The sequence below is a fragment of the Bacillus daqingensis genome (assembly GCF_042654445.1).
GTDB lineage: Bacteria > Bacillota > Bacilli > Bacillales > Salisediminibacteriaceae > Alkalicoccus > Alkalicoccus luteus.
In genome coordinates this window covers 257661-270097 of the sequence record NZ_JBHSGK010000021.1, presented here as the reverse complement: position 1 = coordinate 270097, position 12437 = coordinate 257661, and the positions used below count along the sequence as shown (strand labels likewise).

General features: G+C 49.6%; 15 protein-coding genes. All 15 read left to right on the top strand.

Going from position 1 to position 12437, the window contains the following annotated elements; translation table 11 throughout:
• The first annotated feature begins 124 nt into the window (after positions 1-124).
• The 15 genes from ACFO4L_RS16890 to secF all read left to right on the top strand — a co-directional run bounded on the left by ACFO4L_RS16890 (position 125) and on the right by secF (position 12430).
• Positions 125-670 carry a Spo0B domain-containing protein gene (locus ACFO4L_RS16890; RefSeq protein WP_377910836.1) on the top strand — a complete coding sequence of 182 codons (546 nt, stop codon included), beginning with the start codon at positions 125-127 and terminating at the stop codon, positions 668-670.
• The gene (obgE, locus tag ACFO4L_RS16885) at positions 671-1951 is read left to right on the top strand and encodes a GTPase ObgE (protein ID WP_377910835.1); all 1281 of its coding nucleotides are present in this window, start codon (positions 671-673) and stop codon (positions 1949-1951) included. It abuts the gene before it with no gap.
• Between the two features lie 93 nt (positions 1952-2044).
• A complete protein-coding gene (locus ACFO4L_RS16880) occupies positions 2045-2497 on the top strand; it encodes an ACT domain-containing protein (RefSeq protein WP_168004866.1) in 453 nt (150 codons plus the stop codon).
• A 42-nt stretch (positions 2498-2539) separates the two neighbouring features.
• Positions 2540-3439, top strand: coding sequence for a prephenate dehydratase (pheA, locus tag ACFO4L_RS16875; protein WP_377910834.1), 900 nt, complete (start codon positions 2540-2542; stop codon positions 3437-3439).
• 89 nt (positions 3440-3528) lie between these two features.
• Positions 3529-4260, top strand: coding sequence for a YebC/PmpR family DNA-binding transcriptional regulator (locus ACFO4L_RS16870; protein WP_377910833.1), 732 nt, complete (start codon positions 3529-3531; stop codon positions 4258-4260).
• Between the two features lie 81 nt (positions 4261-4341).
• Positions 4342-4947 (top strand): Holliday junction branch migration protein RuvA, encoded by a 606-nt coding sequence (gene ruvA / locus ACFO4L_RS16865; protein WP_377910832.1) that lies wholly within the window; start codon positions 4342-4344, stop codon positions 4945-4947.
• Positions 4948-4965: 18 nt separating this feature from the next.
• Complete coding sequence (gene ruvB / locus ACFO4L_RS16860; RefSeq protein WP_377910831.1) at positions 4966-5967, top strand: Holliday junction branch migration DNA helicase RuvB; 1002 nt, start codon at positions 4966-4968, stop codon at positions 5965-5967.
• Complete coding sequence (locus ACFO4L_RS16855; protein ID WP_377910830.1) at positions 5964-6173, top strand: DUF2905 domain-containing protein; 210 nt, start codon at positions 5964-5966, stop codon at positions 6171-6173. Before ruvB ends, ACFO4L_RS16855 begins: the two co-directional genes overlap by 4 nt.
• Before the next feature lie 25 nt (positions 6174-6198).
• Positions 6199-7245, top strand: coding sequence for a tRNA preQ1(34) S-adenosylmethionine ribosyltransferase-isomerase QueA (gene queA / locus ACFO4L_RS16850; RefSeq protein ID WP_377910829.1), 1047 nt, complete (start codon positions 6199-6201; stop codon positions 7243-7245).
• Between the two features lie 2 nt (positions 7246-7247).
• The gene (gene tgt, locus ACFO4L_RS16845; protein ID WP_377910828.1) at positions 7248-8384 is read left to right on the top strand and encodes a tRNA guanosine(34) transglycosylase Tgt; all 1137 of its coding nucleotides are present in this window, start codon (positions 7248-7250) and stop codon (positions 8382-8384) included.
• A gap of 122 nt (positions 8385-8506) precedes the next feature.
• Positions 8507-8770 (top strand): preprotein translocase subunit YajC, encoded by a 264-nt coding sequence (gene yajC / locus ACFO4L_RS16840; protein ID WP_377910957.1) that lies wholly within the window; start codon positions 8507-8509, stop codon positions 8768-8770.
• A gap of 167 nt (positions 8771-8937) precedes the next feature.
• Entirely contained in the window at positions 8938-9750 is an 813-nt protein-coding gene (locus tag ACFO4L_RS16835) for a DUF368 domain-containing protein (protein ID WP_377910827.1), read from the top strand.
• Positions 9751-9766: 16 nt separating this feature from the next.
• Positions 9767-10060, top strand: coding sequence for a post-transcriptional regulator (locus ACFO4L_RS16830; RefSeq protein WP_377910826.1), 294 nt, complete (start codon positions 9767-9769; stop codon positions 10058-10060).
• Positions 10061-10161: 101 nt separating this feature from the next.
• Complete coding sequence (gene secD / locus ACFO4L_RS16825) at positions 10162-11487, top strand: protein translocase subunit SecD (protein ID WP_377910825.1); 1326 nt, start codon at positions 10162-10164, stop codon at positions 11485-11487.
• Entirely contained in the window at positions 11468-12430 is a 963-nt protein-coding gene (secF, locus tag ACFO4L_RS16820; protein ID WP_377910824.1) for a protein translocase subunit SecF, read from the top strand. Before secD ends, secF begins: the two co-directional genes overlap by 20 nt.
• Positions 12431-12437: the final 7 nt, after the last annotated feature.

Below are 12437 nucleotides of genomic sequence, written 5' to 3'. Positions count from 1 at the left end.
CGGTGGGTAACAGGCAGGGTGAACACATCGCACTGCCAAAAGATTGAATTAGAAAACGGGGTTGAAATGTGCTATGATTAGGAGTACTGTTTATCGAGCTATAACGAGCAGGGGGAGTTAGTCGATGCCGAAATACCGCCCGGCAGATGTATTGAAATACAGCCGGCATGACCATATGAACGAACTTCAGATCATAAAAGCCTATGCAGATCTCGGCCACTATGATCGAATCAAGCCGAAAATTGATCAATATATACAACGTGCAGCACAGGAATCGCGCATGACTGCTTTAGCTGTCCCTGACTTTGTCGAGTGGGCCCTGACGTACAATTGGAAATCACCGAAAGCTCCCGTAACATGGAGCGTTGAGGCGATTGACGTGACGTGGGCAGATATCGAGTCGAATATGCTTGCGAGCGCTGCGGCTTTATTGGACGGGTTAGAGGCTGTGCTCCCGCTTGGACCGGATCATGACCTTTACGGGGAGCTGCGGGGCCCGCAGGACCGGCATATCCTTTTCAGCTACGACGGTGTAAAGCTGGAGCATAGGGTAATAGAGGAGCTGCAGAAGAAAGTAGAGTCCGCTGGCGGAAGCTTGACGGTAGAAAAGACGGATGACGGAGCCATATTTATTATTAAACCGCAAATGGACGAAAGAGGGGACGAATAGATGTTTGTAGATAAGGTCGATATTTACGTAAAGGCAGGAGACGGGGGAAATGGACTCGTTGCGTACCGAAGAGAAAAGTATGTTCCGAACGGAGGTCCTGCAGGAGGAGACGGAGGCCGTGGTGCTGACGTTGTTTTTGAAGTAGACGAAGGGCTTAGGACGCTCATGGATTTCCGGTATCAGCGTCATTTTAAAGCAGACCGCGGTGAAAACGGTATGCCAAAGAGTATGCATGGCAAAAGCCGCCATGCGATGCTTGTTAAAGTTCCGCCTGGGACGAGCATAATTGACAAAGCGACAGGTGAAGTGACGGCAGATCTGACTGAGCATGGCCAGCGTGCCATTATCGCAAGAGGAGGCCGAGGCGGCCGTGGAAATGCCCGGTTTGCCACGCCTTCCAATCCAGCACCGGAAATTGCTGAAAATGGGGAGCCCGGCCAGGAGAAAGAATTGACTCTGGAGCTCAAGCTGCTTGCAGATGCAGGGCTGGTCGGGTTTCCGAGTGTCGGTAAGTCAACGTTGCTCTCTGTCGTGTCAGCAGCGAAGCCTAAGATTGCCGACTACCACTTCACGACGCTTGTGCCTAATCTTGGAGTTGTTGAATCTGGTGACGGGCGCAGCTTTGTCATGGCGGATTTACCAGGCCTGATCGAGGGCGCCCACAGCGGTGTCGGACTTGGCCACCAGTTTCTCCGCCATATCGAAAGAACTCGCGTCCTGATTCACGTGATTGATATGAGCGGGATGGAAGGCCGTGATCCTTATGAGGACTACTTGACGATCAATGCTGAGCTTGAACAGTACAATCTGCGGCTTATGGAACGACCGCAGCTGATCGTTGCAAATAAGATGGATCTGCCTGATGCGGAAGAACATCTTGAACTCTTCCGGGAACAGGTTGGTGAAGACGTGGCAATTTTCCCGATTTCCGCTGTTACGAAACAGGGACTGGAGCCGCTGCTTAGAGCTGCGGTCGATAAAATTGAATCAACACCGGAATTCCCGCTTCATGAAGAAGATCAGGATCAGCGGGTTGTTTATAAATATACGAAAAAAGACGAGCCGTTCGTGATTGAAAAAGAGGATGATGGTACCTTTACAATCACTGGTCATGAAATTGAAACGCTGTTTAAAATGACTAACTTTGACCGCCATGATTCCGTTCAGCGCTTTTCCAAAAAAATGCGTCGAATGGGGATTGACGATGCCCTTCGCAATTTGGGTGCTGAAGATGGCGATACGGTGCGCATACTCGAATATGAATTTGAATTTATTGAATAACCGCTGTATGGTGTGTCTCTCTAGAGTGGACATCCGTTCCCTCCTCGTTTACAATAAGGTTCTGTACAGGAAGGCAGCAGGAGGAGGGACACTATGATACACAAACGGTCGGATCAGTTTTATCTCGTCCGGGAGGATATGCTTTCGGAAGCCATGCTGAAAACAGTGGAAGCGAAGCGCCTGCTGGAGGAAGAATCAGTACGTACGATAAATGATGCGGTTAATCAGGTTGAATTGAGCCGCAGTGCATTTTATAAATACAAAGACGGTATTTTTCCCTTTCATACGATGGTGAAGGAAAAAATTATCACGCTTTCGATTCATCTTCAGGATCAATCGGGATCGCTTTCTCGTCTGCTAGCGATGGTGGCGACGACGGGTGCAAACGTACTGACAATCAATCAGACGATTCCGCTTCAAGGGAAAGCCACGATCACGCTAACGATTGAAACTGCAGCAATGACGATGGATGTGACGAATCTGCTTGAACAAATGCAGGGGCTTGATGCCGTATATAAAGTCGAAGTAGTCGGCTCCGGTGCATAACCGGATATTTCCGATACAATAAAGGATGAAGGAGAGACGACTGTGAAACAGGTTGGTTATCTTGGGCCCGCCGGGTCTTTCACCGAGGCTGCTGCTGCTACGCTGCTGCCGGACGACAAGCGCGTTCCATTTACGACCATCCCGGATACGATGGATGCGGTAGCAGACGAAAAAGTGGAATACGCAGTAGTACCGATGGAAAACGCCATTGAAGGTTCTGTCAATATTACGCTGGATTACTTTATCCACCATCAGCGCATGAATATGGCGGCTGAAATAGAAGCACCAATTGAGCAGCACCTGCTGACTTCAGCTGAAAACCGTAAGGACCTGGCAGCGATCAAAAAAGTGTACTCCCATCCGCAGGCTGTCGCCCAGTGTCACCAGTTTATTCGAGAATGGCTTCCGGAGGCAGAAATTGCCTATACGAATTCAACAGCATCGGCAGCCCGGTACATTATGGAGAATCCGGATGAGCCTGCAGCTGCGATCGCTAACGAAATTGCAGCAGAAGCTTACGGACTGACGGTAGCAGAACGAAAAATAAACGACTACGATCATAACAGAACCAGATTTGTGCTGCTTACCAAGGGAGCGGTTGACTTCGGTCATCCTGCGATTACAGAGAATACGCTGTATAAAACCTCCATGATGATCAGCCTGTCTTCTGACTTTGCAGGAGCTCTCCATCAAGTGCTTGCAGCATTTGCCTGGAGGAAAATCAATCTGGTCCGGATTGAATCAAGACCGACCAAAACCGGGTTGGGAAATTATTTTTTCATCGTTGATGCAGCGATGAAACAGGATCATGTGCTTATCCCTTCCGTGGTGGAAGAGTTGAGAGCACTTGGCTGCGGAGTGCACGTACTGGGCAGCTTCCCATGTTTTACGTGGGAAGAATTGAACGGTACTCGTGCTGTTCCGCAAGTCAAACAGCGCTGAATGCAGTGTAGGCCCGGAAAAGCTCTATTTTCCGGGCTATTCTGCTGATGCAGGTGATTAGCATGATCGATGGGAAAGGGTGAGGAACAGTGGCAGGACACTCTAAATGGAACAACATTAAGCATCGAAAAGGCAGACAGGATGAAAAACGAGGGAAATTATTTACGAAAATATCGAAAGAAATTTATCAGGCTGTTCGAACCGGTGGAGAAAACCCTGAAACAAACCTTGCACTTCGTGCAGCGTTAGATAAAGCAAAACAAGTGAACATGCCGAAGGATAATATCGACCGTACGATTAAAAAAGCAACCGGCGGATTAGATGGTGTGGACTATGAACATGTCGTTTATGAAGGGTATGGTCCAGCGGGTACGGCAGTTTACGTGGAAGCTCTGACAGAGAACAGAAATAGAACAGCTGCAGAGATCAGGCTTGCCTTTAATAAAAACGGAGGCAGCCTTGGAGAAAACGGCTGTGTTTCGTTTATGTTTGCCAGGCGGGGAAGACTGATTCTTGAAGCAGAACAGCCGATAGATGAGGAAGAACTGCTGCTGCTCGTATTGGAAGCCGGCGGGGATGATATGCAGGTATCGGAGCAGACCGTATATATCGAGACAGATCCTGCCTCTTTGGACAATGTCCGTGGTCAGATGAAACAGCTGGATGGAATCACGATTGCAGAGGCAGAGGCAGCCATGATACCGGACGTGATGGTAGAGCTTGATAATGATAAGGCGGAGCAGGCTGCTGCGTTAATTGAGGCACTTGAGGACAGCGATGACGTGCAGCATGTTTACCATAACGCGGATTTCATGCCTTAAGCTTTCACTGCCCCCTAATCAAGTTGAAAATATGCTAAAATGGAATGTGTGTTCGCAATCACAGAATAAAGGGGCAGAAAAATGATTGAGCATATTACTGGAACAGTTGTACATACAGAAGCAGACACGGTCGTTGTTACGAACAGCGGAATCGGGTATTTGATTCACTGCGGCAACCCTTACCGATATACGCCAGGTACTGAAAATATTACGATCTATACGTATCAGCATGTTCGGGAGGATGACATTAAGCTGTTCGGATTTGCACACCGCGAGGAGCGGCGGCTTTTCGAAAAACTGCTGCAAGTATCAGGTATCGGACCTAAAGGAGCACTCGCGATTGTCGGCAGTGAACAGCCCAAGCTCGTTGTGGAAGCTATTGAACAGGAGGATGCCTCCTTTTTAACAAAGTTTCCAGGCGTCGGTAAAAAAACAGCCGGCCAAATTATTCTTGATTTAAAAGGAAAGGTCGGGGAAATTGTGCCTACACTAGCTGAAGGTCTATTCGCTCCGGTTCCGGCAGCCAGTGACGAGCCTGATGCCCTGACGGAGGCGTGCGAAGCTCTAGCAGCGCTCGGATATACGGACAGGGAAGTGAAGCGGATCCGACCGAAGCTGAAGGAAGAAGAACTGGATTCCACGGACGCATATATTAAAAAGGCACTCAGACTGATGCTGAATGCATAGAAAGGAGCTGAATCCCATATGGAAGAACGGATGATGAGCGGAGATGCCCAGTCGTTTGATTTGTCCGAGGATGCCGTGCTGCGGCCGCAGACGCTGGAGCAGTATATTGGACAAGAGCAGGTGAAGAACAACCTGAAAGTGTTTATTGAAGCTGCCGGTATGCGGGAAGAATCGCTCGACCACGTCTTGTTATACGGTCCGCCGGGGCTTGGAAAAACAACACTTGCAGCCATTATCGCCAATGAAATGGGCGTTCAGCTCCGAACCACTTCCGGCCCGGCCGTAGAGAGGCCGGGCGACCTGGCAGCCATTTTGACGGCGCTTGAACCCGGCGATGTCCTGTTTATCGATGAGATTCACCGTCTTCCTCGCGCGGTGGAAGAAGTACTGTATCCGGCAATGGAGGATTTCTTTCTCGACATTGTCGTTGGCAAGGGACCTTCAGCCAGATCAGTAAAGCTCGAACTGCCGCCATTTACACTTGTGGGTGCCACGACGAGGGCAGGGATGCTCTCAGCCCCGCTGCGCGACCGTTTCGGAGTAATCAGCCGGCTGGAATATTATAAAGAGCCGGAGCTGAGGGAAATAGTCAGACGGACCGCTGATGTGCTGAAGGTAGATATGGAGCACCCTGCATCTGGTGAAGTTGCCCGCCGGTCACGCGGGACTCCCCGGATCGCGAACCGACTGTTAAGAAGGATTCGTGATTTTGCTCAAGTGAGGGGAGACGGGGTGATATCCGAAGCGATTACTGAAGAAGCGCTGAATCTTCTGCAGGTTGACAGACTTGGACTCGATGAAGTGGACCATAAACTGCTGCGTGGCATGATTGAAAAATATCGAGGCGGGCCGGTGGGAATTGATACGATAGCTGCGACGATCGGTGAAGAGTCACATACGATAGAAGACGTCTATGAACCGTATTTGCTGCAAATCGGTTTCCTGCAGCGGACCCCGCGCGGGAGAATTGTCACCCATGACGTGTACCGCCATTTTGAGATGGAGGTGCCGGAAGAATGACAATCCCAAAGATGCTGATAGCAGCCGGAGTGGTGCTGATTATTGCCGGCGTGCTCTGGCAGCTTGGCGGCCGTGTACTGCCGTTCGGCCGTCTGCCCGGAGATATTGTCATTGAGCGGGGAAATTCTACATTTTATTTTCCGCTTATGACGTCCATTGTTATCAGCGTCCTGCTGTCGCTGATTTTTTTGCTTTTTAGACGCTGATTGATGAAGAAGGAGACAGGAAGGCATGGATGTAAATCAATTTGACTACGAGCTCCCGGAAAGTCTGATCGCACAAACACCGCTTAAAGATCGGGAACAATCCCGGATGCTCGTGATGGATAAAGAAAGTGGCACGATTGAACATAGACATTTTTATGATTTGCCGGAATGGCTGGAAGCTGGTGACACGCTCGTCCTCAACGACACGAAAGTGATCCCGGCCCGCCTGCTCGGCTCGCGGAAAGATACCGGCGGAAAAGTGGAGATGCTGCTGCTGCATGAGAAAGGAGACTTCGTCTGGGAAGTGCTCGTCAAACCGGCCCGCAGGATTCGAAAAGGGACCGTGCTTACGTTTGGAGATGGGCTTCTTGAAGCTGTCTGTCTCGAAGAGCTTCCAGAGGGGCGGCGCCGGATGAAGCTGTCGTTTACCGGGATTTTCCCGGAAATACTCGATCACCTTGGAGAAATGCCGCTCCCGCCTTATATTCAGGAGCAGCTGGAGGAAAAGGACCGCTATCAGACGGTGTATGCAGAGAACAGAGGCTCGGCAGCTGCCCCGACTGCAGGTCTGCACTTTACACCTGCTATGCTGCATAAGATTCGTCAGGCAGGAGTAGACGTCGTGACGTTAACGCTGCACGTTGGTCTTGGTACGTTCCGGCCTGTTTCCGTGGAGTCTGTGGAAGAACACAGCATGCACGCAGAGTATTATGAGCTCTCGAAAGCCGCAGCAGAAAAGCTGAATAGAGCGAAGCAGGAAGGGCGCCGTATTATAGCGGTCGGTACCACCTCAGCGAGAACGCTGGAAACGGTTGCAAGGGATACAGATGGAGAATTTCGTGAAGCTTCTGGATGGACTGATATTTTTATTTATCCCGGTTTCACGTTTCGAGCGGTAGATGCGCTCTTAACAAATTTCCATTTGCCTAAATCGACGTTAGTTATGCTCGTCAGTGCTTTTGCAGGCCGAGATCATATTTTGCACGCATATAAAACAGCAGTGCAAGAGAAATACCGCTTTTTCAGCTTTGGGGATGCCATGCTGTTGACAGATACAGAAAGGAACCGATAATCATGCCAGCCGTAACATATGAACACATTAAAACGTGCAAGCAGTCCGGAGCCCGACTCGGTAAAGTACACACGCCGCACGGTACGTTTGAAACACCGATCTTTATGCCAGTCGGGACACTGGCGACCGTCAAAACGATGAGCCCGGATGAACTGATCGAGATGAACGCGCAGATCATCTTGAGCAATACGTATCACCTATGGCTCCGGCCTGGAGAAGATATTATTGAGGAAGCCGGGGGACTGCATGCATTTATGAATTGGGATCGTCCAATATTGACTGATTCCGGCGGGTTCCAAGTCTTCAGCTTGAGCGACTTGCGTAATATTACGGAAGAGGGCGTGCAGTTCCGTAATCACCTCAGTGGAGAAAAGCTGTTTCTGACACCTGAAAAATCAATGCAGATTCAGAATGCGCTTGGCCCTGATATCATGATGGCGTTTGATGAGTGTCCCCCCTATCCGGCAGAACATTCATACATGAAGGCCTCAGTAGAACGTACAAGCCGCTGGGCCGAACGTTGCTTAAAGGCACATGGCCGGGATGATCAGGGATTGTTTGGCATCGTTCAAGGCGGAGAATATGCAGACCTGCGCAAGCAAAGTGCCAAAGACCTCACCTCCCTTGATTTCCCTGGTTATGCAATCGGAGGACTTTCTGTTGGGGAACCAAAAGACATGATGAACCGGGTATTGGAGGAAACGACGCCGTACCTTCCAGATGACAAGCCAAGGTATCTGATGGGCGTTGGTTCTGCGGATTCCCTTATTGATGGTGCGATCCGCGGCATTGATATGTTTGACTGTGTGCTGCCCACCCGAATCGCACGGAATGGCACGCTCATGACGAGCAGCGGCAGACTCGTCGTGCGAAATGCTAAATTTGCCCGGGATTTCAGACCGCTCGATGAAAACTGCAGTTGTAAAGTGTGCGCTTCTTATTCACGTGCGTACATTCGTCACTTAATCAAGTCCAATGAAACACTGGGACTGCGACTCTGCTCTTACCACAACCTGCACTTCCTGCTTACGCTCATGGAAAATGTCCGTCAGGCGATCCGGGAAGACCGGCTGCTTGATTTCAGGGAAGCGTTTTTCGAAAGCTACGGCTTTAACAAGGCGGATGCAAAAAACTTTTAGACACATATTATTTATTGATTTTAACCGGTTACTCGGGCACAATAGACTTTGGGATACTGTCCTGTCGTTTTCGAAGCAGAAACATCGGTTTCTGCCGTTTATGGGAGAAGGGAGTGAAGAACTTGGATGTACTTGGGGCGTTAATTCCATTAATTTTAATGTTCGCTATTTTTTATTTCCTGCTGATCCGACCTCAGCAGAAGCGTCAAAAGAAAGTGCAGCAGATGCACGCTTCTCTGCAAAAGGGAGATAAAATTATTACAATCGGCGGTCTGCACGGCACGATTGATGCGATCGATGAAGATCGTATTGTTGTAGACGTTGACGGAGCGAACAAGCTGACGTTTGACCGTCAGGCGGTCCGTGAAGTAACAAATCAGGATTGATGAGTAAGGGCGCCTGCTTGAAGTATCAGAGCGGGCTCCCTTTTTTATAATCTGGCTTGCGGATGCTGTTCCCGGGGATCGCTTCATCGTCCGGGAACAGCATCCTCCGATCCATACATACGGCTTTTGCCGGCTCATTTCGGTCACACATAAAGGAGTTATGCATCTTGCATTGGAAAAACTTGTACCGCGGCGCAATGATGGGTATTTGCGATATCATACCCGGCGTAAGTGGAGGAACAATGGCATTGATACTGGGTATTTACCGCGATTTTATCAGCGCAATCAGCGGTTTTTTCAGCAGAGACTGGAGCAGGCATCTCGGTTTTCTTGTTCCGCTTGCGGCAGGAATGGGAACAGCGATTGTACTGCTCGCCGGCGTCATGAATTATTTTTTGAGCAATTATTTTCAGGAAACGAACTTTTTATTTACCGGGCTCCTGATCGGTGTCATTCCGCTGCTTATTAAACAATCGGAAGCCTCCCGCTCGTTTCGCCCATTCCATTTTGCGATGATGCTGTTTACTGCGGCAGGGGCTATGTATATTGGCGACACTGCACAGCGAGCCGCTGAAACCGGTATTATAGAAGTGACAGCAGGTAACGCCTGGCTCTTCTTTATTGCCGGATGGGCAGCCAGTATGGCCATGCTCCTTCCCGGGGTGAGCGGCGCATTTGTTCTGCTGCTGTTTGGTGTCTACCATACGGCTACCAATGCCCTTTCTGTCACGAATCCTGACTTTGCGGTGATCGCAGTCGTTGGAGCAGGGGTTGTAACAGGATTTATTTTGAGCAGCAAAGCAATTAAGTATTTGTTTCAGCATTATCCGGCGGGTGTTTATGCCGCCATTATCGGTTTAATCACTGGATCTGTCTTTACGATTTATCCCGGCTTTGGAGCCGGAAATGACTTTATGAGCCTGGCAACGTTTGCTGCCGGTGCTTCTGCAGCATATATACTGAGTTTAAAACAGCCCTGACAGGAGGAGAACGTCCATGGAAGAACAATGGGATGTGTGGAAAGAAAAGCTCGGACCTGTGCTTGTGAGTAAAGCTGAAGAATGGCGCATATATGGTCATGAACAGGTGACAGAAGAAGAGGTCTGGAATACGTTTAAGGAAAAGATGAAGCGAAAAAGTGATATTCCGGACAGCATCCGGCTGCACTGGATCACAGCGGAGCTGTTTAAAACCTCTGCTTCCGATTATATGACGCAGCTGACCGTGGGTGCGTATAAAGCAGACGACTGGTTTACATCGAAAGGCAGTTTTTCACTGAAAGATCTTTAAGATATGCTTCATTGACAGGCTGGAAAACGACTGGCTATAATGAGGCAGATGTTCCGCCGTACATAAGGCTTGTGCGGAATGGATAGAAGGAGGACATGGCATTGGCTAAGAGAAGAAAGGGAGTTCGCAGCAGTCTGATCGCACTCTTTTTCGTGATCATTACAGCGCTTGGAATTTTAATTGCCTCCAACGTTATGGATCACGTCGATGATATCAGTCTTGGTCTGGATCTCCAGGGTGGTTTCGAAGTGCTGTATGAAGTGCAGCCTCTCGATGGGGAAGAAGGAACAGAAATTAACCGTGAACTGCTGACAGATACGGTCAGTGCACTGAATGCGCGAATTGACGTGCTCGGCGTGTCAGAACCGAGTATTAATATCGAAGGGGACGACCGGATCCGCGTACAGCTCGCCGGAGTAGATGATCAGGAGCAGGCGCGCGAGCTTCTGTCCACACAGGCACGACTTGAATTCCGCGATACAGACGACGAGTTGAAAATGGATGGCTCTGACTTGGTAGAAGGCGGAGCTCGTCAAAACTTCAGGGAACAGACGAACGAGCCGATTGTGACTGTTACCGTGGATGATGCGAATTTGTTCGGTGAAATTACGGAAGAAATCTCACAGCGCCCGTTTCCGGATAATCGACTCGTTATCTGGCTGGACTATGAGGAAGGCGATTCGTACGAAGAAGAAATGCAGCGGGAAGACTCTAAAATCGTCTCAGCACCAAGCGTCGACGAACGGATCCAATCCCGCGACGTCATGATAACCGGAGATTTTACACAGGAATCTGCGGCCGATCTCGCAGGTATTTTGAATGCAGGAGCACTGCCGGTTGAGCTGGAGGAGCTTCAGCTGAACTCTGTCGGGGCGCAGCTTGGAGAACAGTCGATGGAGCTTGCCGTATATGCAGGCTTCATTGGGATTGCGCTTATTTTCGGCTATATGCTTCTCTATTACCGGTTTATGGGAATGATCGCTGTGCTTACGCTCAGCGCGTACATTTACCTGGTGCTTGTCATCTTTAACTGGCTGAACGCTGTTCTCACGCTTCCGGGAATCGCGGCCTTAATACTTGGTGTCGGGATGGCTGTCGATGCGAATATTATTACGTTTGAGCGGATAAAGGATGAACTCCGCTACGGACGATCGGTGATGAGCGCCTTTAAAGCAGGGAGCAGAAGGTCGCTGTCGACGATTCTCGATGCGAACATCACGACCATTCTTGCAGCAGGCGTACTGTTTTATTTCGGTACCAGCGCTGTACAGGGCTTTGCCGTCATGCTGATCGTGAGCATCCTGACAAGCTTTGTCACGGCCGTGTTCGGTGCCAGGCTGTTGCTGGGTCTCTGGGTAAACAGCAGGGCGCTGAACCGCAAGCAGAAGCTTTTTGGAGTAAAGGAGCGTGAGATTCGTGAACTTTGATCATGAAACGTCGAAGCTGGACTTCGTCCGTCATCGGAAAACGTTTTTCGGCATCTCTCTCGCTTTTTTACTGACAGGGATTATTCTGCTGGCAACGATGGGACTCAATTTAGGCATCGACTTTGAAAGCGGAACGACGGTTGATGTGCTGACAGAGGAAGCAGTTACTGCCGAAGAAATTGAAAACGAATTTCAGTCAATAGGGTTTGAGCCGGACGATGTTGTCCTGGCCGGAGATAATAACGAGATCGGCCGGGCCTCTTTTATCGGCGGCCTTGATCAGCAGGAATCACTGCAGATTCAGTCTCATTTTGAAGAAGAGTACGGGGCGGTGCCAAATGTAAGCACAGTTTCTCCTATCGTAGGTCAGGAGCTAGCGCAAAACGCGATTATTTCTGTGTTAATCGCAACCGTCGGGATCATTATCTACGTAACCATCCGATTTGAGCTTTTATATGGGATTGCTGCCATCGTCGCTCTGTTTCATGATGCGCTGTTTATCATCACCGTTTTTGCGATTTTACAAATGGAAGTGAACATTCCGTTTATTGCGGCGGTGCTTACGATCATAGGTTATTCGATCAATGATACGATCGTCACCTTTGACCGGATCAGGGAAAACATGGAGCGTGAAGAAAAAGTAGAAACTTTCGAAAAGCTCGCCCAAGTCGTAAATAAAAGCCTCGTGCAGACGCTGGCCCGTTCGATTAACACCGTGCTGACGGTTGTTTTTGCAGCAGGAGCGCTGCTCGTTTTTGGCGGAGATGGTCTGAGAGTCTTCTCACTGGCGCTTGTCGTTGGTCTTGCAGCTGGAACCTATTCCTCCCTCTTCATTGCAGCTCAGCTGTGGTGCATCATGAAGTACCGCAGCATCAAGCGAAAACTAGCCAAACAGGCTGAGGAAGAGCGAAAACTGGCTCTGCAGGAAAACAGCACAACATAAAGAAATT

Excerpts from the sequence above, each read along its gene's own strand:
- ACFO4L_RS16890 (WP_377910836.1), top strand. The coding sequence starts at position 125 with ATGCCGAAATACCGCCCGGCAGATGTATTGAAATACAGCCGGCATGAC.
- obgE (WP_377910835.1), top strand. The coding sequence starts at position 671 with ATGTTTGTAGATAAGGTCGATATTTACGTAAAGGCAGGAGACGGGGGA.
- ACFO4L_RS16880 (WP_168004866.1), top strand. The coding sequence starts at position 2,045 with ATGATACACAAACGGTCGGATCAGTTTTATCTCGTCCGGGAGGATATG.
- ruvA (WP_377910832.1), top strand. The coding sequence starts at position 4,342 with ATGATTGAGCATATTACTGGAACAGTTGTACATACAGAAGCAGACACG.
- ruvB (WP_377910831.1), top strand. The coding sequence starts at position 4,966 with ATGGAAGAACGGATGATGAGCGGAGATGCCCAGTCGTTTGATTTGTCC.
- ACFO4L_RS16855 (WP_377910830.1), top strand. The coding sequence starts at position 5,964 with ATGACAATCCCAAAGATGCTGATAGCAGCCGGAGTGGTGCTGATTATT.
- queA (WP_377910829.1), top strand. The coding sequence starts at position 6,199 with ATGGATGTAAATCAATTTGACTACGAGCTCCCGGAAAGTCTGATCGCA.
- tgt (WP_377910828.1), top strand. The coding sequence starts at position 7,248 with ATGCCAGCCGTAACATATGAACACATTAAAACGTGCAAGCAGTCCGGA.
- ACFO4L_RS16830 (WP_377910826.1), top strand. The coding sequence starts at position 9,767 with ATGGAAGAACAATGGGATGTGTGGAAAGAAAAGCTCGGACCTGTGCTT.